The sequence below is a fragment of the Gordonia sp. NPDC003585 genome (genome assembly GCF_040610755.1).
Lineage (GTDB): Bacteria > Actinomycetota > Actinomycetes > Mycobacteriales > Mycobacteriaceae > Gordonia.
The window spans coordinates 1-25,875 of the sequence record NZ_JBEXMX010000061.1 but is presented as its reverse complement, the minus strand read 5'-3'; the positions used below and the strand labels follow the sequence as shown (position 1 = coordinate 25,875).

Sequence of the window (25,875 nt, the reverse complement as noted above, 5' to 3'; positions counted from 1 at the left end):
AGGGCTTCGAGGCTCGTCGCTATCGCTCCTCACACCTCAGCCGGCGGGAGGCGCTTCGTCATCCATCGACACGCTCCGCGGTCTCGGGGTCGATCGCCTCGAACTCGCCGGTCGTGATCTTCTCGGCCTGTTCTCGAATGTGCTTGTCCACCTGGGTCGTCAGGATCTTGCGCGACACGATCAGCGGATCGCGCCGGAGATCCTTGTAGAGGGCCAGGCACATACCGATCATCACGATGACGAACGGCAGTGCCGCGATGATCGCCATCTTCTTGATTCCCTCGAGTGCGTCGTCGCCGCTGATGGCGAGCAACAGCGCGGCCACGGCACCGGTCAGCACACCCCAGAAGATGGTGACCGATCGCGACGGATCCTCCGCGCCGCGTTCGGACAGTGTGGCCATCACCAACGACGCCGCGTCGGCACCCGACACGAAGAAGATGGCGACGAGGAACATCACGAGTGCGGATGCGATACCCGTCAACGGGAGGTGGCCAAGGACGTCGAAGAGTGCCGAGTCACTGGACGAGTCGGAACTGAAACCGAGTTCGCCGGTCATCTGCTGCCGGATGGCGGTACCACCAAAGATGCAGAACCACACCAACGACACCGTGGTCGGCACCAGCATCACGCCGACGACGAATTCGCGAATCGTCCGGCCCTTGCTGATCTTGGCAAGGAACATGCCCACGAACGGCGTCCAGCTCACCCACCAGGCCCAGTAGAAGATCGTCCAGTCCGCCAGCCACTTCTCGCCCTCGTCGCCGACCGTGGCCGCCGACCGGGCCGAGAACGTGGTGATGTCGGTGGCATAGGCACCGAGCGTCGTCGGCAGCAGGTTGAGGATGAAGATCGTCGGGCCGACGACGAACACGAAGACCGCCAGGACGATCGCCGCCACCATGTTGATGTTGGAGAGCCACTGGATGCCCTTGGCGATTCCCGACACCGCCGACAGCACGAATGCGGCGGTGAGAACGGCGATGATGCCCACCAGCAGGGGTGTCGTCGGCTCGTGTACCCAGCCGACGGTGTCGAGACCGGACCCGATCTGCAGGGCACCGAGTCCCAGCGACGCGACGGTGCCGAACAGCGTCGCGAAGATCGCCAGGATGTCGATGATCTTGCCGCCCGGCCCGTTGGTGCGCTCGCCCAGGAACGGGGCGAACACCGCGCTCATCAGCTGGGTCCGCCCCACCCGGTAGGTGCTGTAGGCGATCGCGAGGCCCACCACCGCGTACATCGCCCACGGGTGGAAACCCCAGTGGAACATCGTGGTCGCCATCGCTGCGCGGATGTCGGCCTCCGGGAACTCCGGTGGCGCACTCACGTAGTGAAACAGCGGTTCGTAGGCACCGAAGAACATCAGGCCGATGCCCATGCCTGCGCTGAACATCATCGCGATCCAGCTGACCGTGCGGAATTCGGGCTTGTCGTCGTCCTTGCCGAGCGGGATGCGCCCGTACTTGGACAGGGCGAGCCACACGGCGAAGATGACGAAGCCGGTGGAGGCCAGGATGAACAGCCAGCCGAGGTTCTCGGTGATCACGTCGAGGACGTCCTGGCTGACGTTGTTCAGGCTTTCCTGATCGACGAGGCCCCAGACGACGAAGGCGATCACAATCACCGCAGTGATCCCGAAAACCCACGGATCCACCACCGGGCGAGCCGGCTTCTTCAGGAACTGTTCAGCTGTCATTACTTCACGTAATCAAATCTTGATATGAGACTTCAAGCACCACGCACCACTCGTTGCACTAGCGAAACAATCGTCTCGTCGTCGACACCCAGTTCACGCAGGGATGTCACATGCTCGACGGTGGCCCGCGCGGCCGCGTCGAGCGTGGTGCTTCGTCCGGCTTTGACGAACGACCCCTGACGGCCGCGGGTCTCGATCACGTCCGCCGCCTCGAGTTCGCGATAGCTGCGGGCGACGGTGTTCGACGCGAGGTTCAGGTCGGTGGCGAGTGCCCGGACGGTCGGCAGACGCTCGCCGGCCAGCAGTGCGCCGGTCGAGATCAGCTCGATGATGCCCAGGCGAACCTGCTCGAACGGCGCCCGGTCGGACGACGGGTCGATGGCCAGCTTCTCGGCGAGCGTCATGGAACGTCGCTTCTCACAGTGGATCTCGGGCGATGGGGCAGGACATGCAGCGCGGTCCCCCACGGCCCGAACCGAGTTCGCGGCCTTCGATCTCGATCACCTCGATACCCGAATCCACAAGGCGTCGATTGGTTTCCACATTCCGGTTATAGGAGACCACCACGCCCGGGGCGACGGCCAACGTGTTGTTCCCGTCGTCCCATTGCTCACGTTCGGCGGTCACCGGATCGAGTCCGGTGTCGATCACGCGAAGCTTGTCGATTCCCATCGCCTCGGCGGCGGCGTCGACGAAGGGTCGCGAACCGGTCACGGTCACCTCGCCGTCGCGGTGGGTCAACGTGAACGCCGACATCGTGTCGCGGATGTTGGGGTACATCACGACGGCGTCGGTGTCGACCATGGTGCAGACGGTGTCGAGGTGCATGAACGCGCGGGCCTGTTCGATCGGCACCGCGAGCACGGTGTGCGCGAGTTCGTCGTCGAAGAGACTGCGCGCCAAGGCTTCCGCACCGGCCGGTGTGGTGCGTTCGCCGACGCCGACCGCCACCACGCCCGGGGCGAGCAGCAGCACGTCACCCCCTTCGACGGGCGCCACCTGCGACTCATAGGCGCGTCGGGCACCGGTGAACCGCGGGTGGTGTGCGTAGATGAGGTCGGTCAGGGAGGTTTCGCGGGCACGCGCCGGCAGGGCCAGCGAGGTGATCGCGAACCGCGGCCCGATCCAGAACGAACTGTCGCGGGTGAACAGCAGATTCGGCAGCGGGTCGATCGCGAACTCCGGCCCGTGGTGCATCCGACGCACCAGCGACGACGTGGCCGCCGACGGTGTGATCGGCAGTTCGTCGTAGGTCATTCCCGCGGTCAGGACACGGGCGAGTTCGGCGGGCGGCAACGACCGGAGGTGGCCGGCGAGGTCCTCGGCCAGGTGGTTGCCCAGCCGCCGCGCACTGACCGCCGCCGCGATCCCCTGAATACGTGCGGCACCACTGTGTTCGAGGGTTTGGGTGAGGAGATCACCGAGGAGGTAGACGTCGACACCGCGGTCGGTCAGCACCTGCGCGAAGGCGTCGTGCTCCTCCTGCGCGCGACCCACCCAGGGCAGACCGTCGAACAGGAGTTGATCGTTGTTGCGCGGGGTCAGACGCCTGAGCTCGTCGCCGGGCCGGTGCAGCATGACGGCGCGGAGTCGGCCCACCTCCGATGTCGCCCCGAGCCGATAGTCGTACGCGTCCCGATCGGTCATGAGTCAACGGTAGAGCCTCGGCGAGGCGCGCACATTTCAAATCATCCGGTGGGTGTGATCGTCGGACCGTCGCCGACGATCGCCGGCGCGGTCTCCCGCGCGAACAGCCACATCACGCAGGCGAGCGCCGCCACCACACCCGTCAACACGAACGCTGGACCGAAACCCACCCGGTCGGCCACGAACCCGACGATCACTGGCCCACTGATCGCACCCAGATCCGACGACATGCCATAGGCCGCCAACGCAGAGCCGCCCTGTTGCCGATTTCCGAGCACATCGGCGAGGGCCGCCTGATGGGTGGGTGCGAACAACCCCGATCCCGCACCCGCGACGAGCGACAGGACCAGCGCGACAACGATGTTCGCGGAGAACCCGAGAGCGGCCGTCGAGGCCGCCATCAGGACCAGTCCGGGCAGCATGATGGGCCGACGCCCGTAACGATCCGACAGGCGGCCCGCGCTGAGGATCGCGACGACGTTGCCGGCGGCGTACACGGCCAGCACCACCCCCGCCATGCCGGCACCCTCGTCGAGCCCTTCGGTGACGAACAGCGGAACCACGGCAACCCGCACCCCCATCGACGCCCAGCCCTGGGTGAAGTTGGACGCGATGATCGCGCGGTAGGCGCTGTCGCCGAGGGCGTGCCGAAAGGAGATGACGCCGCTCGCCGGGCCGTCGGTGCGGTCGGGTGCCGGCACCTCACGCAGCTGGGTGGCCACCACCGCGGAGGCGATCACCAGTGCGATCGCGTAGACGACGAACGGCATACGGAGCCCGAACCCGACGAGCGCCGCCCCGATCAGCGGGCCGGTGATGTTGCCGATCAGGAAACCGGCCGAGAAGAATCCGGACACGCGACCGCGAATGTCGTTGGGCGACATCCTGATCAGCAGCGCCATCGCGGAGATGCTGAACATCGTCGATCCGATGCCACCGGCCGCCCGGAACACCAGCAACTGCCAGTAGCCCTGCGCGAACGCACACGCGAAGGTACTGACGGCGACGATCAACAGCCCGGTGAGGTAGATGCGGCGTTCACCGAACAGGGTGACGAGACGCCCGGTGGCCGGCGCGAACAGCAGCCGCATCACCGCGAACGCCGACACGACGGCCGTCGCCGCGGTGAGCGACACGTTGAAACTGCGCGCAAAACTCGGCAACGCGGGTGCGATCAGGCCATAGCCGAGGGCGATCACCACGTTGGCGGCGAGCAACACCCAGATACCGCGAGGAATCTGCTTCATGGCCGCTCGGGCAGATCGTCGAGCGCCTGCGCGGTGAGTTCCCGCCCGAGTTGGATCATCTCGGACGCCTTGTGGAAGTCGAGGGTCCGGACCGCATTGCGCGGGACCCGGATGAGCACATCCGGCGGGTATCCGGCGACCTGGTAGCGCGTCAGCGCTTCCTGCATGATGTCGAGCGAACGGCCGAGAACCTCGATTCGGCCCATCCGCTGCGGCCCTTCCTTGGCGTCGGCGGCGTCGGCGGTGTCGTCGGTGTCCTTGGTGTCGGTATCGGAACCGGTGCCATCGAAGCCGAAGCGTTCGCGGACCGATCGGACGAACTCGGTCTCCAGGATCGGTGCCACGTTGCGGCGCAGCAGGCCCTTGGGGCGCGGTTCCCGCGATGCGCCGTCGTCGGGCCCGCTGTCGGAGCCGAGGATCACCCCGATCGTGACGTCGCTGGGTACCGCCGAGGTCGGTGCCACCGGAAGCGGATCCAGAATGCCGCCGTCGCCGAGGAGTTGTCCCTGGTATTCGTGTGGACTGATGACACCCGGAATGGCGATCGAAGCGCGGATCGCGTCGACGAGTTGGCCACGCTGGAACCACACCGCCCGCCCGGCGTTCAGGTCGGTGGCGACAGCGGTGAACGGGATCTCGAGATCCTCGATCTGCTTGTCTCCCAGCATCTCCCGAACTCGGTCGACGACCCGCTCGGCACCGATCACTCCGCCCGGTTTGTTCAACGACACATCCACCAGGCGGACGACGTCGAGTTGTCGCAGACCCGCGATCCACTCGACATACTCATCGAGGCGGCCCGCACAGTGCAGTCCACCCACGAGTGCACCCATCGACGAGCCCGCGACGCTGACGATCTCGAAATCACGCGCAAGGAGTTCCTCGATCACCCCGATGTGCGCGTAGCCCCGCGCGCCACCACTACCCAGGGCGAGCGCCACCCGCGTCGGTCGAGCCATGCCCCCACACTATCGACGCCCCCAGAAAGTCAGTTATCCCGCATCAGTCGACGCGGCCCGGGGCCGAGTTTGTTGAGTTCGTCCCCCGGATTGAGCAGGTGACACTCCCCCAGCGACAGGCATCCGCAGCCCACACACGAGCCGATCATGTCGCGCATGTTCTCCAGGAGTGCGATGCGATGGTTGATGTCGTCGATCCACCGTTTGGACGCCGCTTCCCACATCGCTTTCGGCGGCGATTCGTGGTCACCGAGTTCGGAGAGGACCTCGGCGATCACTGCCAGCGGAATCCCGGCTGCCTGCGACGCCCGGATGAAGGCCACTCGACGCAGCATCGCACGGTGATAGCGTCGCTGATTCCCCGAGGTACGCCGGGAGAAGATGAGTCCCTGCTCCTCATAGAATCGGACCGCCGACGGTGCGATTCCTGCCCGCTGCGCGAGTTCTCCCACGGAGAGCTCGAGCTTCTTCAGGGCCATGCCGCCATGGTAGGCGTCACCGGTCCCGGAGAAGGATCGCAGCGAGCGGCCCGTCGTCGTACGAAGGCCACCGTCGGCGATCCATGATCACGAACACCCCTGCCCCCGACGGGATCATGGGGTGTTCGATCGGTTGCGCCCGCACGCCCGCGGACGCGAGTCTGTCAGGCCCGGACGACCATCACCGGGCATTGCGCCTGGTGCATGACCTTCTGGCTGGTCGAGCCGAGCAGTAGTCCTTTGAAGCCGCCACGACCGCGGCTGCCCACGACGATCAGTTGAGCGTCGTCGCCCGCAGCGTCCAGCAGCGCCTTGGCCGGATCCTCCGGCAGCACCTTGCGCTCGACGTTGACGTCGGGATAGTCGGAGGCGAATCCGGCCATCCGCTCGGCAACGGCTTCCACGGCGTCCTGCGACATCCGCGCGACCTCATCGGGGTCGATGCCATAGCCGTGCAGGGCATCCACATCCAGCGGTGTCCAGGTGTGCACTGCCACGAGTGTCGCGTTGCGCAACGACGCCTGCCGGTACGCCTCGGCGACAGCGGCTTCGCTGACCGGCGAATCGTCGACACCGACCACCACCGGTCCGCCGCCGCCTTCACCGGCGACGATCACGACGCGCCCATGCGCGTGTGCGGCGACCGTGGTGCTCACCGAACCCAGGAACAGTCCTTTGACGCTGCCGAGCCCGCGGGTACCGAGGACGATCATCGATGCTTCCTTGCCGAGTTCGAGAAGGACGCGGCCGGCATCGCCGTCGACGATCGAGGTGACGACACTGACGTCGGGAGCCACCTGCTTGGCCGCATCCGCGGCGGCATGTACCGCATCAGAGGCATCTTGACGAATTGCGTCGATGACGTCCTGGGGAATGATCAACCCCGGGGCGTAGTCACTGGTGCTGGCGTCATACACGCCTACCAACTTGAGTTCGGCGTTCTCCACCGCGGCGGCTCGAGCCGCCCACCGTACTGCACCTGTTGCCGCGTCCGACCCGTCAACGCCGACGAGAATCGCGTTCATATGCAGACCATCTCCTCAATTCGACTGGAGGATACTCTTATCCTCACCTTCTATCGTGCCCGGTTACGACTGTGGTGGCAATAAGGCGAAAGTCCCGTTCTTACGCTTTGCGAAGCTCCGTGTAGGGTGTTGTCGACGATGAACATGCTTGCGAACTACCAGGAGTCGGCCCGATGACCGGCACGTCGGACGATCTCCGCGCGGTGGCCATTCACGTGATCGTCACTGTCGCTTTCACCTTCGGCCTCATCGGCGTCGCCGTCGCGTCGTCCTCGCCCTTGCGCACGGCGCTGTTCGCGGCGTCACCGATCGTGGCACTGCTGGGGGCACTCGCCATGTTGTGGCGCACCTATCGGGTCTGGCGAAACGAAGGCCGCTGGCAGGTATGGCAGGGCGGATCGTGGTTTCTGCTCGCATTCTTCGTGATCACGCTCTTCGGCACGGCAGGCGAACTCGTCGAGTCTTGGGGCTAGACTCCAACAAACCCGGGGCGAGCGAAGCGACGGGCAGTAACCTCACGACTCGGGGAGCAGATCCGACTGTGAACATCTCTGGCACCGTCCCGCCGGGAACCACAGTGTCAGGGCATCGGATCGAGGCCGTGTTGCGGGCGGACCCGGGCGGGGTCACCTACCTCGCCACCAACCCCTCGCACCCGGAGCCGGTGGACCTCACCCTGATCCGACCCGATCTCTCCGCCGATCCCGACTTTCGACGCCGACTCGAGCGCGCCATCGACGTCGCAACGCGCTTGCGGCATCCCAACCTCGCCGAAGTGCTCGGACGCGGGAGCGACAACGCGCAACTGTGGGTGGCCGCCCGACACCTCGACGGCATCTCCGCTGCCGAACGTCTCCGCAGTGGACCCAACGCTTTCGACGAAGAGACCGCCGTCGCCATCGTCACCGACATCGGCAAGGGGCTCGACAGCGCGCACCGCAAAGGCCTTGTCCTGCGCAACATCAGCCCGGCCACGATCATCCTCGTGCCAGCCGAGGCGGGACAGCAGACAGCTGCACCACGCGCCGTCCTCACCGGATTTGCCCTGTCGCGCACCGCAGACGACGCCCGGTACCATCCCGCGAACGACGTTCACATGCTGGCCTACGTGCTCCTCGAGCTGCTCACCGGAACCCCTCCGTCACCCAATGAACCACTGTCGGAGAGCATTTCGCCCACCCTGCGGTCGGCCATCGACCGCGCCCTCGGTGCCGACAAGAACGTGCGCTATCGCACGTGCGCCGAATTCACGCGCGCGGCCGAACTCGCCGTCACACTGTCCCGGCCCGAAGCCGCCCAGCCACCGCCGTCGGGCGACTTCCCGTCGGGGAGCCCGGTGCCGCCGTCGTCGTCGGCGACGAGGGCCGCACAGGTCGCCGACGCGCAGCGATCACAACCCGCTCCTGCTTCAGTGGAGGCGACCACCCAGGCGATAGACCAGCCGACCACCCGCCTCCGGCGACTGTTCACCCCGCGGGCAAATCCGGAGAGTGACACCGAGGTGGTCACCGACCGCCGCGCCGCCCTCGGGCAGGCCGACGCCTCTCATCATCCCCAGCCGCGCAACGCATCTCGATCGGGGTCGGCAGTCCGTGCCAAATCTGCCCACAACCGGCGGATGCCGCCCGTCGTGGTGCCCATCGTCTCCGTGCTGGTCATCGTCGGTGTCGTCATCGGCACGCTCGCCTACCTGGGGGCGCGGAACGGCGGCGACAAGTGGTCGTCGGCCGCCGCACCGATCGCCGACACCTTCCCCGACCTGCTTCCCTCGCGACCGGCCGAGAACGGCTGGGGTGACTCCGGATGCAAGGAGATCACCAACGGCGACGTCCCCGGGATCAGCTGCATCAACCCCAACAACCTCACGTTCGTCGTGTGGCACACCGCCACCATGGCCGGCCGGTCCGTCGTCACCGCCGACTTGCCCAAACGCCCCGGCCAGCCCCACCGGTGGGATGAGGGCCCGGTCTTCGCCAGCCCCGACACGGTCCCGCACGGCTGGACCATCACCAACTTCAACGACGACCCACGGCGCCCCTACACGATCGTCGCCACGTGGCCCGGCCACACCGGGCAGCAAGTCCTCGACGACTGGTGGCAGACAGCACCTTTCGGCACCTGACGGTGACCATCCCCAACTCGAGACCGCTTCCGCCGGCTGAGGCGTCCCGTCGGCTGAGCCGTCCCGCCGGCTGAGGTGCGAGGAGCGCAAGCGACGAGCCTCGAAGCCTCCCTGGTGAGATTGCGTTGTTGTCTCACCAAGCCCCTTCGAGGCTCGCTTCGCTCGCACCTCAGGGAGCGGAATAGGCCCTTCGAGCCAGGGAGCGGATGGTCGGCTCTCCCGGCGGCTGGGCTCACGCCTCTTTGATCGCCTCGATCTTGTCGGCGACCTCGAGTGCGGTGGCCGGGCGGGTGCCGGCCAGTGCGAGACAACTCGCGATCAGCGCACGCTCGTCGCGGTCGAGGTTCTCCGAGAGCGCCGGCGGAGTGGACAGTGCGGCGCGAATCGCCAACAGCGGCTGGGCTTCTGGGATGTCGCCGTACACGCCGCGACCGGTGAGCGCGACGTGCAGGCACGCACCGAGCGACCAGATGTCGGTGGCACGGGATGGTGTGTCACCGGCCAGCAGAGCAGGATCCATGTACTGGACCGCGCCGGGCTGCGCGAAACTGGTGATCGGCTCATCGGCGGCGAGAACCCGGGCCAGACCGAGGTCCGAGATGCGACCGCCGCCCTCGGTGACCATGATGCTCGTCGGCGTGATGTTGGCGTGGGCGATCCCAGCTTCGTGCAGTGCGTCGACGCCACGGGCCGCGTCGGCGATCGCCGACAGCTTCTCGTTGCGGGTCAGCGGCCGAGTCGGAGCGCCCAGCGATCCCAGCGGGAAATACTCCATGGCATACATGAATTGGCCTTGGAGCACAGCGTCGTACAACGCGGCGAGATACGGCGACTGCACCGCGGCGAACGCGCGGAGCTCGCGGACACCGCGACGATAGGCATCGTCACTACAGGTGCCGCTGAACACCTTCACCACCACGCGCTCGGCGTTGATGTTCAGGCGCGGTGGTGGGACCGCCACGTAGAACGTGCCGTTTCCTCCTGCACCCAACTTGCTGAGCACAGTGAAATCCGCGAGCTGTTGCGGAATCTCGACGGTGGCCATGTCAGTGCCTCTCCGGTGTTTCGTGTGCTGTGGTGTGCGTGTGCACTGGTTGCCCGAGTATCGGGCGCGGGGCGGCTGAGTCCACCCGTTCTGCGACCACCCGTTCAAAGTAGCGACTCACCCTGTCCCCCAAGCCTTCTTCACTGGTTCCCACATGGTCGACGACCTTGACCGTGCCGTCGGTCTCCTCGTCGGCCACCACAATCAATGCCGCGACCCGATCGTAGGAGCGCTTGCGGTCGATGACGCTGATCTCGAGACCTTGGTCGATCGCCGGTTCCAGATCGGCGAGCACGCGACGCCGAGATGCGCCGGTCACGATCGTCAGCGGCGCAGATTCGTTGAGTGCCAACCCGGCAGCCACAAGAATGGCGGTCCGGCCGGCACGCGTCTCCGGTGCGACGCAGACGATCGACGCGGCCCCCCGATCCCCGCTCGCAGCAATATCGGGTCCCGGAGCTCGCTCGTCCACCGTCACCACGGGTGCGATCTGCAGCCCGTCGGCGATCTCGGAACGGCTGCTGTCGAGGAAGATGAAATCGATGTTGGCGTTCTCGGCCATCTCGGTCAGATCGACCACCGGGTCGGCACTGAAGCGGCACAGCACCGACACCGAATCCGGGCCCGGTAACGCCGATCCCAACATGTTCAGCTTCTCCACGGCCGACGCCATCGCAGCGAAGTCCGGCATGATCGGCACCCCGACCTCGAGCCGCTTCGCGGGCGCCGTGACCGAGAGTACGCCGGCCAGGACCACGTCGTAGCCCGCCGCCGCACCGAAGAGTCGCCGATGTCGATGCAACAGTTCGTCGACACTCGCGTCGAGATCGGTCAGCACCACCATCGCCCGGTTGGCCGATCCGGCCGCCAATGCGAGGCGCTCGGCCTCCGCAATGTCGTTGGCCACCACCGAATCCGGATACACGAGTCGTAGAAGCGGCGCGGTGAGCACAGTGGTGACCAGCGCCATGACCACGAGCATCGCGTAGAGCTGGGGTGTGAGCACGTCGAGGCTGAGCCCCACGGACAGGATCACCAACTCGGTGAGCCCTCGGGTGTTCATCAGCACGGCTATCGCAGCGCTCTGTCTGCCCGGGATCGCACTGGCCCGAGCACCGGCAAAGGCTCCGAGGAACTTACCCGCGATCGCCACGAGGAGAACCAGCACGAGCTGCCACAACCCGTCCAGACCGATGCCGCTCAGGTCCACCGCCAGACCGGTGACCACAAAGAACATCGGCAGCAAGAGCAGCACACTGGCCTGTTCCAGCCGTTCGAGGATCTCCCGGTGCAGTTGTTCGGCGCCGACTTTCGGCATCACCGCACCGAACACAAAGGCACCGATGATCAAGTGGATGCCGATCCACTCGGTGGCCGCCGCCGACAGGAACAGCCCGATCAGGACAACAGCGAGGATGTCGGGAGTCATGCGGCCCGCGGTGTCGCGCCACTCGACCAGACGAGCGAGCAACGGGCGCACGACGAGGAACATCACCGCGCAGTACAACAGCGATAGCCCGACGATCTTGCCGACGTCACCCACGTTCTCGCCACCGATGATGGCGGTCACGAATGCGAGGAGGGTCCAGGCGACGATGTCGTCGACCGCGGCTGCGGCCAGGCTGAACACGCCGGGCACCGTGCGCATCATCCCGCGGTCGTTCAGAATGCGGGCCAGCACCGGAAATGCGGTGATGGACATGGCTATTCCGAGAAACAGCGTCAGGTTCGCGAGACTGACATTCGGGGCGAGCGACTTGTCGTCGTGCTGGTCGTACAGGATCAGGGCGAGTGCCGCACCCAGCGCGAACGGCAGGATGATCGACGACAGCGAGATGCTCGCCGCAGCGCGTTCACGCCCCTTGATGAGCCGCATGTCGAGTTCGAGCCCGACGATGAACATGAACAAGACCAGCCCGAGCTGGGCTATCGCCAAGAGCAGCGGTCGCACCTCGGTCGGGAACAGCCATTCGTCGGGGTTGCCCGGGAACAGCCCGAGCAGGCTCGGCCCCAGCGCGATTCCGGCCGCGATCTCACCTACCACCGCGGGCTGCCCCAACTTACGTGCCACGAAGCCACCCGCTCGCGCCGCCGCGATGACGACGGCGACGTCGAGGAGAAGGAACGTGACGATGTGCGTGTCGGCCATGTCGCCCTCGGTCAGACTCGGGCGTGCGGGGATTCGAAGATGAAGTGCCGTCCGCCGATTCGCACGTGCGAACCGGGAGCGAGCACATGCGGGCGCTGCGCGGGCAGTCGGGTCTCCCGATTGCCGCTCAACGGGTCGACGACGTAGGTACCGTTCGCCGAACCAAGGTCGACGAGTTGCACCGTCCATTCGACGAGCCGGATCTCGACGTGTCGCCGGGAGAGCTGTCCGGACTCGTCCTGCACGCGAATCGGTTTGGGCTTCCCCCGCCCTCCACCCCCTCCGGTTCCCGGTTCACGTCCGATCACCAGATCCTCGTCGAGCAGGTACGTGGACCCGTTGTCGAGCAACAGCCAGCCCAGCGGCGGCCGCTCCCCTTCGACCAGGATCGCGGTGAGCTGATCCATGCGGATGCCGCACACCCCGCACAGCCACGATTGCGGGTGGTTGAGATGTCCACGGGAGCAGCGAATCCCGTGAACATGTGCGCGGGATTCCTCGATCTTCACAACCTCGGTTGCCGGCCGCTGATGTTCCTGCTTGGGCAGCGGTGCGCGCTGCTCCACCGGTTCGTGCAGGTCGTCGTGATGCACGTGTGCGTGCGGCACCGGTTCGGCGGGTCGCACGGGTTCGACGGGAAGCGGCTGCGGAACCGGCTCGGGCGAAATGGGCTCGGGTGCAACGGGGTCGGGAACTGCGGAACCGAGCGACGCCGACTGGAAAGGTTCACCACCGCCCAGTGACGACGACTGGAACGGCTGCGGTTCGGGCACTGCCACCGGGCCAGGGCGCGGCTCGGGCTGCGGAGGATGAGGAGGAGGCGGCGGCGGAGTTGGCGCCCGCATGGGTTCGGTCGCCGAGTTCATCGATTCGTCCACAGCGTCGACGGCCGGCGCGGGCGCAACCGGATCCGGTTGGACGACCGGCTCTTCCACCGGTGGCTCCGGCGCCGGCTTCGAAAAGTCCAGGGGCGGTTCGTGGAAGGCCGGAACGGACTCGTCGGACTCGGCGTCGACCGGCTCGGCGGCAGGCTTGGATGCGATGTCGTCGACGTGGACTTCCGGACGAATACGCGGTGGTGGCGCCGCGATCTCGTGGATTTCGGTGCCCCGCAGGCCCAGCGGCGTGTGCAACAGGGCACCCCTGGCCGGGACCACGCCGTTGACCAGGTCGAAGGACTCTTCGCCCGGTTCGGCGGGGACTGCGCCGACCAGATACAGTCCCAATCCTTCGAACGGCCACACCACGGCGCGGTCGAACGGTTCGTCGCCCTCCGGTTCGAGTCGCTCACCGTCGGCTTCGGCAAACACCGCCCCGGACATGAAGATTGCGATTCCGGCGCTGTCGGGCGCGGCGAAGGCGATGTTCACCGGGTCGTCGGCGGTGGCGACGATCTCGGCGAGCTTGCGCACCAGATGACGGCCGCGGCGCGGCATCCGGTCGGGTACCGCGACGGCGGCCTGCAGCGCAGTGACGTCCTTGAGCAGCGCGGCCGGTGCGTCGGTGGTGAGCACGCACAGGAATGCGGGTTTGCGGATCACGATTCCGTCGCCCGGGACCAGGGTGACGGTGGGCGTCAGACTCGGGGTCTCGGCTGACGTGGTCAAAAGAACCGGCCTCCTTGGAATCGCCAGTGCGGGAAGATCGCTCGCAACGGCCCGTTGACCGCCACCCACACGATCAGCCAGGTGGTGATGAACTGGATACAGAACACGAGTGGGGTCAGCTCCACATCGTCGGGCAGCACCGGGACGTATTTGAGGAAGAACCAGGCCGCGATGCCCTCGTTGATGGCGGTGAGCAATCCGAACAGGGTCGGCCAGTCCTTCTCCCACCGGAACTGTTGCAGGAAGTGGTAGATGAACTCCCAGCCGACACCCAGCACGATGACCACGGCCAGCACCGTGAACGCCACCTGATAGCTGGTGGCAATCGGAGCGCCGTCGGGCAGGAACGGAGCGAGGACCAGCGTCCAGAGTCCACCGAGGATGCCCAGGACCAGCACCCGGGTCTGAATTCGGCCCCACAGAGTTGGCAGCATGGGTCAGTCCACCCCCTTGTGATTCACCCAGCGCCACCACTGCCGCACCGATCTGCCCGGTCCGAGCCGCTTGCAAAAGCCCTGCTTGGCAAGATCATCGACGATCTCGAGGGCCGCGATCTGCAGCCCGAGGAAGGTGTCGACGCCCGGGAAGTACCCACCGAGAGTCGCACTGCCCGAGGCATAGATCTTCCCGCTGCCATTGCGCGTGCCCTTGAGCTCGAAGTCCCGTTCGACATCCATGCGACCGACCGGGTTGATGCCGGCGCCGGTGTGGTCGAGGAGGTCGGCGAGTAGCCGATGCTCGCGGACGTCGGCTTCCAGTCCGGTGCAGTCGATCACGTAATCGGCGTACAGCTCGAAGGTCCCGTCCGGCCGGTGTTGCTGTTCGATCGGTGCGTGCGGGTCGACGCGCACCGTCGCCATCACGCCCTGACCGCCCTGGGCCGGGACCAGACTCTCGGCCTTGCCCACCGCGACGCGATACCAGCCCTCGGAGCGTCCGCGTTTGAGTTGCTCCTGCCAGTCGTCGCGCACCGGAGTGTTGGTGCCGCCCATCTGCTTGTACGCCTCGGCGCGTTCGTGGCCCTCGAGTTTGCGCATGCGCGCCTTGAGTTGGCCACCCCACACCGATTTCGGATAGTTGAAGCCCTGGTAGGCCCATCCGTCCTTGCCTTTGCGCCGCATGAAGATGTGCGGTCCGTGCGCTTTGTCGACGTAGCTGCGGAACAGATGCACGATCTGGGTCTGCAGGCCGTACTTGTCGCGGTCGTCGATGAGCCGCTGCAGGACACGCGATGCGACGATACCGGCACCGCGGATCATCACCGTGCCGGGCTTGCGCTGGAGGGACTGGTAAATGTGTTCGTGCGGCTCGTAGGCGTTGACGACCTTGCTTGCGTCGCGGTACTTCTCACGGAATGCCTGCAGGTCGGGCAGCAGTTTGATACCCGGGTAGCCGATGGCCACGTGAACCCACTGGCTGCGGAACGCGACGCGCTTGGTGGGCGAAGTTCCTTGCGGCGGTGTGAGAATCGTGAAGTAGCCGCCACCGGCCCGACGTCGGATCATCCGAACCTGTCCGCGATGCAGGCAATTCAGGTAGCCGATCCGGTTGCACTCTTTCTCCATCGACTCGAATGCGTGCCCGGCCTTGGGCGTGTAGTAGTTCGAGAAGATCGGCTCGGTCAGCACGTTCCACAGCGGCCCGATCTTCTTGTCGTTCCACGCTTCCCGCACCGCATACGACGGGAATCCCCAGATGTTGTCCGGCGTCGAGGCGGAGTCCGAGCGCAGCCGCTCACCGCGCGGGATCTGCGACACCCGCGTCAGGTATTCGTAGCTGTGCCACGGCACATCCTGCGGACCGAGCACCGCGATCCGGTCCAGCGGGACGCCACAAATGCGGAGGTAGTCGACCGTGACAAAGGAGCCGATACCCGATCCGACCGTCACGAAAGGCACGTCGACAACCGGGATCCCGGCGAGCTCGACCATCTGGTCGGTCCAGACGTCGGAGTCGATGAGCTCCGGTGTCAGGTCACCGCCGACGGTCTGCACCTGACCACGTGCAGCTGGCTGCGGTGCCCCAGACTTCGGCGGCGGACCGGGTGGTCGTTGACCTGGAGGAGGCGGCGGAAAACCCGGTCCCGGAGGTGGTCCTCCCGGCCGACCGGGGTATCGCGGTGGTGGACCGGGAGGCGGCGGCCCGCCCGGAGGAGGGGAGGCAGGCACGATCCGCGTCGGACCTTGCGGGCCACGCGGATCGTGCGGCCCTCGTGGCGCGCTCACCCCAGTGTCCTCGGGTGTCCGGTGACACTCAATCGAACTGGGACGATCGCGTGCACGGCGCCGGACGGGCTAGCCTGACCGCACATCGGTCCTCCAGGTGAGAGGCGGGAACTTGGTGCGACAACTCTAACCCGTAGAAATCCGACCGGCGATCACAACCACTCAATCAGACGACACGCGACAGATGGCTTTCATCCGGCGTTTCGACCCAGGTCAGCGTACTTCCGACGGAAGCGTTCGACGCGGCCTTCCCGGTCGAGCACCCGCGCCCTGCCGGTCCAGAACGGATGCGACTTCGATGAGATCTCCACCACGATGAGTGGGTAGGTCTCACCATCGCTCCACTCCACGGTCGACGACGAGGTCGCGGTCGATCGGGTCAGGAATTCGTCGCCGGTGTTGGCGTCGCGGAAGACCACCGGGTGGTATTCCGGGTGAACACCCTTCTTCATCGTCGGTCCTCTCGGGCGATGCTCGTCGACTCGTCGGCATCGCGTTCATCGGGTTCGCAGGGGTCGTTGTGGACGACACCGAACGGGTCGGAATAACTGAGCCAAGCCTGCGGCCCCTCAGCCATCTCGGCGTCGGTCAGGCAGGCGTCGCGGAGCGCTTCCTGTATCTCGATCGGGTCGGCCCGGTGGACGAGCGCGACCATCGACGAGTGCCGGTCTCCATGGGTGTCGTCCCAGCGCAGCGCCGCCATCGCGCGCCACTGGGCGTCGACGCCGGCCAGTTCGTCGACCGGCGTCGCGACCAGCCACCGGCCCGCCTCGCTGACCCGCAGGGCGCCACCGGCGGATTCGAGCCAGAACATGTGGTCGGGCCGCGTCGCCAACCACACCCGCGCCCGCGAACACACCACACCGTCGAGCAGGGCGTCGAGCGCTTCGTGCAGTCGTTCGGGATGGAAGGGCCGATCGGAATGGAACTCGACGATCTGCACACCACACTCGGAATCCAGCGGCGGTTCGCCGACGAGGAGCGGACTGTGCGGACCGCTCACCCGACCGCGGCGAGCACCCGGCTGTATGGCCTGCAGCAGGCTTGTCGCATGCGACGACGACATCGGCCGTTGCGGGAGTTCCAGAATGATAGGCGCCTTGGGCGCCAACCTCGTGAGGACGGCCATCAAACGTGCCGATGCCCAGTTGTCGCGCACAGCCGGATCGGCGGCGGACACCACGAGGGCATCGGCGAACGCGACCTGACCCACGGCCACCTGCGCGAGCGTCCGATCGTCGTCGTACTCGACCGAAATCATCTCCGATTCCGGGACGTCGTCGCCGATCGATGGTTCGCGATTCAGCAGGCCCGCTTCGCCCAGCGTGATGTCGCCGGTCGCCGCGTCGAGCCAATCGGCCTCTGCGACACAGACCACCGTCGCGTGGATGTCGACATCCAGGCCGGCCGGCCCGTCGACGAAACCGGGCATGTCCGTGATCATCACGGTGTCGATGGCCTCGCTGATCACCTCGGGTTCCAGGGTGGAGTCGAGTTCCAGGACAATGCGATTCACGCTGGTGCGCCAATGCAGCTGACGAAGCAGCGGCAGGAGGTCGAAGCGCAGCGTGCACGACGCACATCCGTGCTCGAGTTGCACGAGAGTGGACTGTTGACGGTCGGTGCCGTCGGGGTCCACCGAGCGCACCGTTCGAATGACTGCGCCGGAGTTCAGCGATCGCAGGTCGTGGTGGATCAGCGTCGTTCCTGGCGTCGCAAGCGAGTCGCTCACGCGGGCAACGCCGTCACGGTCGAGCCCGGAAACCAGGATCACCGGCGTCCGGCTATTGGGAACAATTTCCATTTGCACGTCGACCACGCTACCGTGTCCTGACAGTAATTGGAAATCATTGCCAACAAAAAGGAGTGCTCGTGTCCGCACACTGCCAGGTCACCGGCCGCTCACCCGGCTTCGGTAATCGGGTCTCGCACTCGCACAGGCGAACTCGTCGTCGCTGGAACCCCAACATCCAACGTCGGCGGTTCTACCTGCCGAGCGAGAACCGCTACATCACCTTGCGCGTCAGCACCAAAGGGTTGCGCACCATCGACCGCCAGGGCATCGAGTCCGTGGTGGCCGGTATTCGCGCCCGCGGGGAGAAGATCTGATGGCCGCGCGCGGAAGCGAGATTCGCCCCATCGTCAAGCTGAAGTCAACTGCCGGAACGGGATACACCTATGTGACGCGCAAGAATCGGCGCAACGATCCCGACCGCATGACGTTGAAGAAATACGACCCCGTTGTCCGTCGCCACGTGGAATTCCGGGAGGAACGCTGATGGCCAAGAAGTCCAAGGTGATTCGCAACGAGCAGCGCAAGGTGATCGTCGCCCGCCACGCGGAGCGTCGCGCTGCCCTCAAACGCACCATCGCCGACATATCGTTGCCCGCCGCCGACCGTCGTCGTGCGCAGAGCGAACTGCAGGCACTCCCCCGCAACGCCAGCCCCACCCGATTGCGCAACCGCGACGCCATCGACGGCCGCCCCCGCGGATACATCGGGAAGGCCGGGGTCTCACGGGTCCGGTTCCGTGAACTGGCCCACCGCGGCGAGCTGCCCGGAATCCACAAATCCAGCTGGTAACAGCCGATCTCAGGAGCCATCGATGCCCAAACCCTCTCGCCGACGCGCGGCCGAACCCGCCCGCAAGGCGCGTAATCAACTGACCGCACAGGGAATCAAGGTGGACGGTCGCAACCCGGTGGACTACAAGAACGTCTCCCTGCTGCGCACCTTCCTCTCCGATCGAGGCAAGATCCGCAGCCGACGAGTCACCGGATTGTCACCCCAGGAGCAACGCCAGGTGGCCACCGCGATTCGCAACGCACGAGAAATGGCGCTGCTGCCCTACGGCAGCAATCGCTGACTCGACGAGTTAGGCGAACAGGGCTCTGACCTGCGCATAAGCGTCCACCACCCCACCGCTCTCCGAGGTGCCCGAGACGCCAGCCGAGGGATGCCTCGAAGGGCAGGCGAACAGGCCACGTCAGCGAGCCACCGGACCACTGAAAGTAGGGGAAGGTTCTTCCCCTACTTTCTGCCCCTGCTTGTTGAGTCGCCCGCGAGAAAATTCGCGGGGAGGGCTCCAAGAATAGGGGACGAGTTTCTTCCCCTACTTTCTTGGGACGCTTCGGACGGCGTCGCTCTTCCCACCTCCAGGGTCGCCGCCGCAGGTGGCGGGTGGGTCGCTGACTCGGCGAGTTCGGTTGCCAACCCCCGAATTGGGGAGAAACGCCAGCGACCCGACCGCAAAATCTAGGGGAAAGCGCGCGTGCCACCAGTCTTCCGGGCTCACGACCGTCAGCCAACGACCTGGATCGTCGGAGCAGGGCTGCGACATGGACCTCATTTGTGAGGTCTTTGTGATCGCGACGCGTCGCGATGCCATTAATCGTGTGTTCAGTTAGAAACCCGATGTACACCAGCGGTTTCTGGCCACCCGTGATTTCCGGCTGTCGGCGGCCAGTCAATCCTCCGTCCGCATGTCGAGACTGATCTCCTCGGCATCGAGTTGCTTGAGTTCGCGGGTGAGAAGGGCCGACGAGTAGGTGCCCTGTTTGCGCAACGCGAGCAGGGTGCGGCGTTGGGCTTCGATGATCGCGCGTCGGGTCTTCTCGAAACTCGCGCGGTAGTCCAGAGCGCTGCCGGTGGCGTCCTCGTCCTCGTCGGATTCCCGTTCCATCTGCTCGATCCGGGCGCGCAGCCACGGGAATCGTTGCACCGCATCGGATTCGGTCATCACACGTTGCGCGGTCTTGTTCAGGTCGGCGCGCAGGCGGTCGTGCTCGGCGGCGAGTTCCTCGGGCTTGTCGGCGACCCCGAGCTTCCTGATCAGCCACGGTAGGGTGCCCGACTGCAACAGAAGCGACGCCGCAGCCACCACAAAGGCGATGAGCACCAGCAGCGAGCGGTAGTGCGTGTCCGGGTCCAGCGTCTGTGCCGCCGCCACCGTCACGACGCCGCGCATTCCCGCCCACACGACGAGCGTGCCCTCCTTGGGGCCCAACGGAGCGGCGAGGTAGTAGTCGATGTCCGCGATCTGGCGACGAATGCGCAAACTGTAGAGCCGCGCGGTCTCGGGTCCGAGCTGCGATACGTCAGCTGGTTCGCCCGCCCCTTTTCGACCGGACAGTGCGCGTCGTAGCCGGCGGTCGACCTTCTGGCGTCGTCGCTTGCCCGACGACGTGGCACCCGACGCCGACTGCGCCGACAATCGCTGCGTCTTCGCATGTGAGGTGATGTTGTCGTTCATCGTCTCCAGGTATGGGCGCACCGCCAACCCGCGTTTCGCCGCCCGATTCAGCAGCCAGGCCAGCGGTGTGACATACAACGCTCGGATGAGCAGCGTCACCGCCAGCGCGGCCAGTCCGATCCACACCGCGCGCATCACCCCTTCGTGGTGCCTCTCCACGTCTTGGATCAGCGCGAACAACTCCAGACCCATCAGCAGAAACACCCCGCCTTCCAGGATCAGCTCGACGGTGTGCCAGTTCTGGGTGTCGGAGAGCCGGTGCTGCGGCGTCAGGTAGCGCGCCGCGCCGGCACCGGTGATCAGGCCGGCGGTGACCGCGGCGACCAGGCCCGACGCCTCGAAGTGCTCGGCCGGCAGATACGCCAGGTAGGGCGCGGTGAAGGAGATCGCGGTGTTCACCGTCGCATCCGAGACCCGCGATCGCACAAGCAGATTGAGCACCCCGACGACGCTGCCGATGATCACCGCGCCCACCACCGCCCACGCGAAACCGAGGACGACGCCGCCGAACGACACACTCATCGAGATCGCCGCCATCGCCGAGCGCAGCAGCACCAGGGCGGTGGCGTCGTTGAGCATGCTCTCGCCTTCCAGCACCGCCGTCACCCGCGACGGCGCGCCCATGCGTTTCGCGATCGCGGTGGCCACGGCGTCGGTCGGACTCACGATCGCGCCGAGCGCGATACCCGCGGCGAGACCGATGCCGGGAATCAGCCAGTAGAAGAAGAACCCGAGCGCAACGGAACTGATCACGACGAGCACCACCGAGAGCGCGCTGATGGTCCCGAAGTCCCGTCGGAAATCCATGGTCGGCATCGAGACGGCCGCAGCGTAGAGCAGTGGCGGCAGCACACCGACGAGGATCCATTCGGGATCGATCTCGACCTCGGGCACGCCGGGCATCACCCCGATCACGGCGCCGAATACGACCAGCACCAGCGCGGGTGCGACGTGCACTCGAGGGGCCAGTTCGTGCACGGCCGCGATCGCGAGCACAGCAAGGACCACCAGCAGGACATGCTCCATGGAGACCATCATCGTCCATCGCCGCGTCGGGATACCCCGATGACACCCCGTGCCATCAGCGAATGTGACATTGAATGTTGACAAATAGCCCCGCTGGACATAGTTTCGCAACCAACACACCTGACGCGACTCTCGGTCGCGTCGACGACGAGAGAGGCGAGGACGATGACCGACGCCGCCGTGCGTTACGTGCCCGAACATGACAAGTCCATCGCTGCAGATGACTACGCCCAGGTCCTCGACGACCTGTCGTCCGCGTCGGTGCACCGCAATTTCGATCCATACCTCGACATCGACTGGGACGCACCGCACATGGCGGTCGTCGAGAACGATCCGCGGTGGATCCTCTCCTACGACGTGGACCCCATCGGTCGCCACCCCTGGTACCAGAACCTGCCGCAGGACAAGCAGATCAAGATCGGCATGTGGCGCCAGGCCAACGTGGCCAAGGTGGGACTGCAGTTCGAGTCCATCCTGATCCGCGGTCTCATGCAGTACAGCTTCAAACTCTCCAACGGCGACAAGCGATTCCGCTACACGACGCACGAGTCCAAGGAAGAGTGCAACCACACCCTGATGTTTCAGGAACTGGTCAACCGCATCGGCATGGACGTTCCCGGCGCCAAGGTCGGCTACCGGCTGATCTCGCCGCTGGTCCCCCTGGCGTCGACGACGTTCCCGAGCATTTTCTTCTTCGGCGTCCTCGGTGGCGAGGAGCCGATCGACCACTTGCAGAAGGACTTCCTGCGCACCCGCTCGAACCTGCACCCGGCAATGGCAGCGGTGATGCAGCTACACGTCGCCGAGGAGGCCCGGCACATCTCGTTCGCGCACAACCACTTGCGCGCCACCGTTCCGGGTAAGGGCCGCATCCAGCGGTTCGCGCTGTCGTTGATGTTCCCCCTCACGATGCGAATCCTGCTCGGCGCCATCATGGTTCCGCCGCGCTCCTTCGCCAAGGAGTTCGACGTGCCCCGCGAGGTGATGAAGGACATCTTCTGGCGTTCCGGAGAGTCCAAGCGTGTGCGCCGCAACGTCTTCGGCGACGTGCGGATGCTGGCCGAACAATGCGGCCTGATGAACCCGATCTCCCGGTTGGTCTGGCGCGTGCTGGGAATCGACGGCCGGTCGTCGCGGTTCCGCAGCGAACCCATCTACACCGCAGCCTGATTCGACCAATCCGCCTACCCAGCAAGCAAACTCATGCCTCATGTCGTAACGCAGGCGTGCTGCGGTGACGCCTCGTGCGTCTACGCATGCCCGGTCAACTGCATTCACCCCACACCCGAAGAGCCCGATTTCGGCATTGCCGAGATGCTCTACATCGACCCGTCGACGTGTGTCGACTGCGGCGCCTGCGTAAGCGCGTGCCCGGTCGGCGCGATCGTTCCCGGCCACCGCCTGCCGGAAGGCCAGGAGCGGTTCGCCGACATCAACGCAGCCGCCTACGCCGATCCGATGGACGTCGGCGCACGGTTCCCCGTCGATCCTGCGATGCGGTTACCCCTAGCCCCCATCGACCAGCCGCGTCGGATCGCCGTCGACGGCGATGTCACGGTCGGGATCGTCGGATCGGGACCGTCGGCCATGTACGCCGCCGACGAACTGCTGCGCCACCCCAGCATCTCGGTCACCATCTACGAGCGCCTCGACAAACCGTTCGGCCTGGCTCGATACGGCGTCGCACCCGATCACCTGGCCACCCGCACGGTGATGCGGCTCTTCGACGACGTCGCGGCCAACCCCCGGCTCGACATCCTGCTGAACACGCAGGTCGGACGCGACATCACGCTCGACGAGCTGCGCGCACGGCATCATGCGGTCATCTGGGCCGGCGGCGCACCCACCGACAAGCGTCTCGACATCCCCGGCATCGACGCGCCCGGCGTTGCCAGCGCGACGTCGTTTGTCGGCTGGTACAACGACCATCCCGATTTCGCCGACCTCGACCGGGGCGAGCGAAGCGACGGGAAATGTCTGGACCTGGATGGCGAGAGCGCTCTCGTCATCGGCAACGGGAACGTGGCACTGGATGTCGCCCGCATCCTGGTGTCGGACCCCGACGCACTGGCGCACACCACGATTTCGCGTCGGGCCCTGCGTGCACTGCGGACCTCGCAGGTGCAGGAAGTGATCGTCGCGGGTCGACGCGGCCCCGAACATGCGGCGTTCACGCTGCCCGAACTGGTCGGACTCGTCGACTCCGGCGTCCCGGTGGCCGTCGACCCCGCTGACCTCGACCACCTCGACCCCCAGATCCCACGCGACGCGACCGACACGGCGAAGCTGAACCTGTTGCGCGAGATCGCCGATCGTGGCCTACCCGCCGAACGACATATCCGGCTGGCCTTCTTCTCCTCGCCGCTCGAGGTCATCACCTCGTCGAAGGGCGTGGCCACCGGCGTCGTCCTCGGCCGCAATCGGGCCACCGCAGACGGAGGTGTCGAGCCGACCGGCGCGACGATCACTGTCGACACCAGCCTGGTGCTGACCTCGGTGGGTTACCGTGGGCGGCCCGTTCCGGGCCTGCCGTTCGACGAATCGACCGGAACCATCAGCCATCGCTCGGGACGCGTGTACGACGGCGACGACCCGCTGACCGGCATGTATGTAACCGGCTGGATCAAACGCGGACCGTCGGGCTTCATCGGGACCAACAAGACCGACTCCGCCGAGACCGTCGCCGCGCTGATCGCCGATCTGGAGTCCGGGGCACTCGGGGCACCCGCTGCGACTCGTCGTCGCAGACTCCTCGCGCGGTAGGCATCTACGCTGGGGCCATGGCAGCGGCATACCAGCGCACCACCACACACGCCGACCTGACCGACCTGGCTCCCGGCATGGCGACCGCTCTTCGCGAGCACGCCGAGTCACATCAGTTGCAGATCACCGACGATCTGCCGGCCTGGATCACCCGGAGCATCAATCCGCCGTCGACGACGTTTTTCGGCAAGCTGTTCGGGCGGCGAGCCAACGCCGTCGATCCCGATTCCGAGCACCAGACGCTGGTGGTTCTGCATCCGACACACCTGATCGTCGTGGTGTCGGGCGCACAACGCGGTACCAGTGCGCTGTCGGTGCCGCTCGCCCGTGCCTCGATGCAGCAGCTGGGTCCGACGTCCGACGACGGCTTCTCGGTCACCGGTTTCGGCGCGGATGCTCAGCCGGGCAGTCTCCACATCGGGGTCGGCGCACCCGATGGCACGGCGTGCCAGGAAGCCGTCCGTGCGGCGATCGTCGGCGCGAAGAATCCCTGACCTGTACTGCCACAGCGCATCTGATCACGGATCAACTCAGTTTGGTGACGACCCGGATTCGATGCCTCGCACACCCCGGCCTCCGGGAGTAATCTCGTCCCCCATGTGGGGGACCCACCGATGACGCAGATGTACTCGAGATTCGATTACATCGACGCTGCCCGTGCGACGGCAGCCCAGTTCGCCGCACTCGTCAGTTCGGTCACCGATCCCGAAGCCCGACTCTCGGCAACCCCCGGCTGGACGGTGGCCGATTGCGTCGGACACGTCTCGACCGCACCGGCCCGCTACCTCGCCCTGGCCCGCGGTGTAGGCGACTGGTCGTTCCACGCCGCTGACGTGCCCGATTTCAACGCGAAACAGATCGCGAACCTCACCAGCCGCGACATTCCGATCCTGGTCGCAACCCTGCTCGACGACCTCGACGAGCTTCTCGACGCGGTCGCCCACTTCGGTGCGCAGGTACCCAAGATGCACTTCGACGGCGATCGGATGATCCGGGCCGACGCGGCGCTGGGCATCCTCATCGGCGAGTTCGTGGTGCACGGACACGACATCGCCCGCACGGTCCGCGCGCCATGGCCGGTGGACCCGGAGGTGGCGGCGATGATCGCCCGCGGACGACACCAGATCTTGCCGAGCTGGGTGAACGCTTCGGCCTGCGCCGGCCACTTCGCCACCTACGACATCCACCTGCGCGGCTCCGACGAATCCTTCATCTACGAGTTCACCGCGGGAAATCTGGAGATCAACCCGCCCGACCCCCGGCCCACCGACGTCCACATCAGCGTCGAGCCAACCACGGCGCTGTTGGCCGGCTACGGTCGTTGCTCACCGATGTGGGCGGGCGTGACGGGCCGGGCCTTCGCCTGGGGTGGCAAACCCTGGCTGGCTCCGGCACTCGCCAAACGGTTTCTGCCTGCCTGATTCGACGAGTTCGGTGACTAGCGCTCTGACCTGCACATAAGCGTCCACCACCCCACCGCTCTCTGAGGTGCCCGAGGCACCAGCCGAGGGATACCTCGAAGGGCAGGCGAACAGGCCACGTCAGCGAGCCACCGGACCACTGAAAGTAGGGGAAGGTTCTTCCCCTACTTTCTGCCCCTGCTTGTTGAGTCGTCCGCGAGAAAATTCG

25 protein-coding genes are annotated in these 25,875 nt (G+C 66.1%); 10 read left to right on the top strand and 15 right to left on the bottom strand.

The genetic code is table 11. The annotated features are described in order from the left end of the window. Positions 1-58 precede the first annotated feature (58 nt). From ABZW74_RS16720 to ABZW74_RS16690, 7 genes are all read right to left on the bottom strand, one after another. Entirely contained in the window at positions 59-1,699 is a 1,641-nt protein-coding gene (locus tag ABZW74_RS16720) for a BCCT family transporter (protein ID WP_240856444.1), read from the bottom strand. 32 nt (positions 1,700-1,731) lie between these two features. Then, a complete protein-coding gene (locus tag ABZW74_RS16715; RefSeq protein WP_240856443.1) occupies positions 1,732-2,103 on the bottom strand; it encodes a GntR family transcriptional regulator in 372 nt (123 codons plus the stop codon). A 13-nt stretch (positions 2,104-2,116) separates the two neighbouring features. Next, positions 2,117-3,346, bottom strand: a complete 1,230-nt coding sequence (locus ABZW74_RS16710) for an arginine deiminase (RefSeq protein WP_240856442.1) — start codon at positions 3,344-3,346, stop codon at positions 2,117-2,119. A gap of 41 nt (positions 3,347-3,387) precedes the next feature. Further along, the gene (locus ABZW74_RS16705; protein ID WP_240856441.1) at positions 3,388-4,593 is read right to left on the bottom strand and encodes an MFS transporter; all 1,206 of its coding nucleotides are present in this window, start codon (positions 4,591-4,593) and stop codon (positions 3,388-3,390) included. Continuing rightward, a complete protein-coding gene (locus tag ABZW74_RS16700) occupies positions 4,590-5,552 on the bottom strand; it encodes a patatin-like phospholipase family protein (RefSeq protein ID WP_240856440.1) in 963 nt (320 codons plus the stop codon). Before ABZW74_RS16700 ends, ABZW74_RS16705 begins: the two co-directional genes overlap by 4 nt. Before the next feature lie 29 nt (positions 5,553-5,581). Next, positions 5,582-6,031: a redox-sensitive transcriptional activator SoxR gene (gene soxR / locus ABZW74_RS16695; RefSeq protein WP_240856439.1), complete on the bottom strand. Its 450-nt coding sequence runs from the start codon at positions 6,029-6,031 to the stop codon at positions 5,582-5,584. 164 nt (positions 6,032-6,195) lie between these two features. Continuing rightward, positions 6,196-7,056: a universal stress protein gene (locus tag ABZW74_RS16690; protein WP_240856438.1), complete on the bottom strand. Its 861-nt coding sequence runs from the start codon at positions 7,054-7,056 to the stop codon at positions 6,196-6,198. 173 nt (positions 7,057-7,229) lie between these two features. Here ABZW74_RS16690 and ABZW74_RS16685 point away from each other — a divergent pair, with 173 nt between their 5' ends. Further along, positions 7,230-7,529, top strand: coding sequence for a hypothetical protein (locus ABZW74_RS16685; RefSeq protein ID WP_355277664.1), 300 nt, complete (start codon positions 7,230-7,232; stop codon positions 7,527-7,529). Between the two features lie 104 nt (positions 7,530-7,633). Continuing rightward, entirely contained in the window at positions 7,634-9,178 is a 1,545-nt protein-coding gene (locus ABZW74_RS16680) for a serine/threonine protein kinase (protein WP_355277658.1), read from the top strand. 232 nt (positions 9,179-9,410) lie between these two features. Here ABZW74_RS16680 and ABZW74_RS16675 read toward each other — a convergent pair whose 3' ends face one another. From ABZW74_RS16675 to ABZW74_RS16645, 7 genes are all read right to left on the bottom strand, one after another. Continuing rightward, positions 9,411-10,223, bottom strand: coding sequence for a protein kinase (locus ABZW74_RS16675; protein ID WP_240856435.1), 813 nt, complete (start codon positions 10,221-10,223; stop codon positions 9,411-9,413). Position 10,224: 1 nt separating this feature from the next. Further along, entirely contained in the window at positions 10,225-12,372 is a 2,148-nt protein-coding gene (locus tag ABZW74_RS16670) for a cation:proton antiporter (protein WP_355277656.1), read from the bottom strand. Between the two features lie 11 nt (positions 12,373-12,383). Then, entirely contained in the window at positions 12,384-13,979 is a 1,596-nt protein-coding gene (locus ABZW74_RS16665) for an FHA domain-containing protein (protein ID WP_355277653.1), read from the bottom strand. Continuing rightward, positions 13,976-14,413 carry a hypothetical protein gene (locus ABZW74_RS16660; protein ID WP_240856432.1) on the bottom strand — a complete coding sequence of 146 codons (438 nt, stop codon included), beginning with the start codon at positions 14,411-14,413 and terminating at the stop codon, positions 13,976-13,978. Before ABZW74_RS16660 ends, ABZW74_RS16665 begins: the two co-directional genes overlap by 4 nt. 3 nt (positions 14,414-14,416) lie before the next feature. Beyond that, positions 14,417-15,910, bottom strand: coding sequence for a hypothetical protein (locus ABZW74_RS16655; RefSeq protein WP_355277683.1), 1,494 nt, complete (start codon positions 15,908-15,910; stop codon positions 14,417-14,419). Between the two features lie 485 nt (positions 15,911-16,395). Next, entirely contained in the window at positions 16,396-16,656 is a 261-nt protein-coding gene (locus tag ABZW74_RS16650) for a type B 50S ribosomal protein L31 (protein WP_355277650.1), read from the bottom strand. Beyond that, positions 16,653-18,008: a GTP-binding protein gene (locus ABZW74_RS16645; RefSeq protein ID WP_355277681.1), complete on the bottom strand. Its 1,356-nt coding sequence runs from the start codon at positions 18,006-18,008 to the stop codon at positions 16,653-16,655. The genes ABZW74_RS16650 and ABZW74_RS16645 overlap by 4 nt, the downstream gene beginning before the upstream one ends. 68 nt (positions 18,009-18,076) lie before the next feature. Here ABZW74_RS16645 and rpmB point away from each other — a divergent pair, with 68 nt between their 5' ends. Genes rpmB through rpsR form a run of 4 tightly spaced genes read left to right on the top strand, consistent with a single transcriptional unit; the run spans position 18,077 to position 19,071 of the window. Further along, positions 18,077-18,313, top strand: coding sequence for a 50S ribosomal protein L28 (gene rpmB, locus ABZW74_RS16640; RefSeq protein WP_240856430.1), 237 nt, complete (start codon positions 18,077-18,079; stop codon positions 18,311-18,313). Next, entirely contained in the window at positions 18,313-18,483 is a 171-nt protein-coding gene (gene rpmG, locus ABZW74_RS16635) for a 50S ribosomal protein L33 (protein ID WP_240856429.1), read from the top strand. Before rpmB ends, rpmG begins: the two co-directional genes overlap by 1 nt. Continuing rightward, a complete protein-coding gene (gene rpsN / locus ABZW74_RS16630) occupies positions 18,483-18,788 on the top strand; it encodes a 30S ribosomal protein S14 (RefSeq protein WP_240856428.1) in 306 nt (101 codons plus the stop codon). Before rpmG ends, rpsN begins: the two co-directional genes overlap by 1 nt. A 22-nt stretch (positions 18,789-18,810) precedes the next feature. Next, positions 18,811-19,071, top strand: a complete 261-nt coding sequence (gene rpsR, locus ABZW74_RS16625) for a 30S ribosomal protein S18 (RefSeq protein WP_240856427.1) — start codon at positions 18,811-18,813, stop codon at positions 19,069-19,071. Between the two features lie 600 nt (positions 19,072-19,671). Here the strand turns inward: rpsR and ABZW74_RS16620 are convergent. Continuing rightward, on the bottom strand, positions 19,672-21,483 hold the full coding sequence (locus ABZW74_RS16620) for a sodium:proton antiporter (protein WP_240856426.1): 1,812 nt from the start codon (positions 21,481-21,483) through the stop codon (positions 19,672-19,674). A gap of 165 nt (positions 21,484-21,648) precedes the next feature. On the opposite strand from ABZW74_RS16620, the gene ABZW74_RS16615 reads away from it, so the two are divergent. The 4 genes from ABZW74_RS16615 to ABZW74_RS16600 all read left to right on the top strand — a co-directional run bounded on the left by ABZW74_RS16615 (position 21,649) and on the right by ABZW74_RS16600 (position 25,667). Then, positions 21,649-22,653, top strand: a complete 1,005-nt coding sequence (locus tag ABZW74_RS16615; protein WP_240856425.1) for a diiron oxygenase — start codon at positions 21,649-21,651, stop codon at positions 22,651-22,653. A gap of 33 nt (positions 22,654-22,686) precedes the next feature. Continuing rightward, on the top strand, positions 22,687-24,246 hold the full coding sequence (locus tag ABZW74_RS16610) for a 4Fe-4S binding protein (protein WP_240856424.1): 1,560 nt from the start codon (positions 22,687-22,689) through the stop codon (positions 24,244-24,246). Between the two features lie 17 nt (positions 24,247-24,263). Next, a complete protein-coding gene (locus ABZW74_RS16605) occupies positions 24,264-24,740 on the top strand; it encodes a hypothetical protein (protein WP_355277645.1) in 477 nt (158 codons plus the stop codon). A gap of 120 nt (positions 24,741-24,860) precedes the next feature. Beyond that, positions 24,861-25,667: a maleylpyruvate isomerase family mycothiol-dependent enzyme gene (locus tag ABZW74_RS16600; RefSeq protein WP_240856422.1), complete on the top strand. Its 807-nt coding sequence runs from the start codon at positions 24,861-24,863 to the stop codon at positions 25,665-25,667. Positions 25,668-25,875 lie beyond the last annotated feature (208 nt).

Coding starts and splice junctions, on each gene's coding strand:
- ABZW74_RS16720 (WP_240856444.1), bottom strand. CDS start 1,699: ATGACAGCTGAACAGTTCCTGAAGAAGCCGGCTCGCCCGGTGGTGGAT.
- ABZW74_RS16715 (WP_240856443.1), bottom strand. CDS start 2,103: ATGACGCTCGCCGAGAAGCTGGCCATCGACCCGTCGTCCGACCGGGCG.
- ABZW74_RS16710 (WP_240856442.1), bottom strand. CDS start 3,346: ATGACCGATCGGGACGCGTACGACTATCGGCTCGGGGCGACATCGGAG.
- ABZW74_RS16705 (WP_240856441.1), bottom strand. CDS start 4,593: ATGAAGCAGATTCCTCGCGGTATCTGGGTGTTGCTCGCCGCCAACGTG.
- ABZW74_RS16700 (WP_240856440.1), bottom strand. CDS start 5,552: ATGGCTCGACCGACGCGGGTGGCGCTCGCCCTGGGTAGTGGTGGCGCG.
- soxR (WP_240856439.1), bottom strand. CDS start 6,031: ATGGCCCTGAAGAAGCTCGAGCTCTCCGTGGGAGAACTCGCGCAGCGG.
- ABZW74_RS16690 (WP_240856438.1), bottom strand. CDS start 7,056: ATGAACGCGATTCTCGTCGGCGTTGACGGGTCGGACGCGGCAACAGGT.
- ABZW74_RS16685 (WP_355277664.1), top strand. CDS start 7,230: ATGACCGGCACGTCGGACGATCTCCGCGCGGTGGCCATTCACGTGATC.
- ABZW74_RS16675 (WP_240856435.1), bottom strand. CDS start 10,223: ATGGCCACCGTCGAGATTCCGCAACAGCTCGCGGATTTCACTGTGCTC.
- ABZW74_RS16670 (WP_355277656.1), bottom strand. CDS start 12,372: ATGGCCGACACGCACATCGTCACGTTCCTTCTCCTCGACGTCGCCGTC.
- ABZW74_RS16660 (WP_240856432.1), bottom strand. CDS start 14,413: ATGCTGCCAACTCTGTGGGGCCGAATTCAGACCCGGGTGCTGGTCCTG.
- ABZW74_RS16655 (WP_355277683.1), bottom strand. CDS start 15,910: ATGGTCGAGCTCGCCGGGATCCCGGTTGTCGACGTGCCTTTCGTGACG.
- ABZW74_RS16650 (WP_355277650.1), bottom strand. CDS start 16,656: ATGAAGAAGGGTGTTCACCCGGAATACCACCCGGTGGTCTTCCGCGAC.
- ABZW74_RS16645 (WP_355277681.1), bottom strand. CDS start 18,008: ATGGAAATTGTTCCCAATAGCCGGACGCCGGTGATCCTGGTTTCCGGG.
- rpmG (WP_240856429.1), top strand. CDS start 18,313: ATGGCCGCGCGCGGAAGCGAGATTCGCCCCATCGTCAAGCTGAAGTCA.
- rpsN (WP_240856428.1), top strand. CDS start 18,483: ATGGCCAAGAAGTCCAAGGTGATTCGCAACGAGCAGCGCAAGGTGATC.
- rpsR (WP_240856427.1), top strand. CDS start 18,811: ATGCCCAAACCCTCTCGCCGACGCGCGGCCGAACCCGCCCGCAAGGCG.
- ABZW74_RS16620 (WP_240856426.1), bottom strand. CDS start 21,483: ATGGAGCATGTCCTGCTGGTGGTCCTTGCTGTGCTCGCGATCGCGGCC.
- ABZW74_RS16615 (WP_240856425.1), top strand. CDS start 21,649: ATGACCGACGCCGCCGTGCGTTACGTGCCCGAACATGACAAGTCCATC.
- ABZW74_RS16610 (WP_240856424.1), top strand. CDS start 22,687: ATGCCTCATGTCGTAACGCAGGCGTGCTGCGGTGACGCCTCGTGCGTC.
- ABZW74_RS16605 (WP_355277645.1), top strand. CDS start 24,264: ATGGCAGCGGCATACCAGCGCACCACCACACACGCCGACCTGACCGAC.
- ABZW74_RS16600 (WP_240856422.1), top strand. CDS start 24,861: ATGACGCAGATGTACTCGAGATTCGATTACATCGACGCTGCCCGTGCG.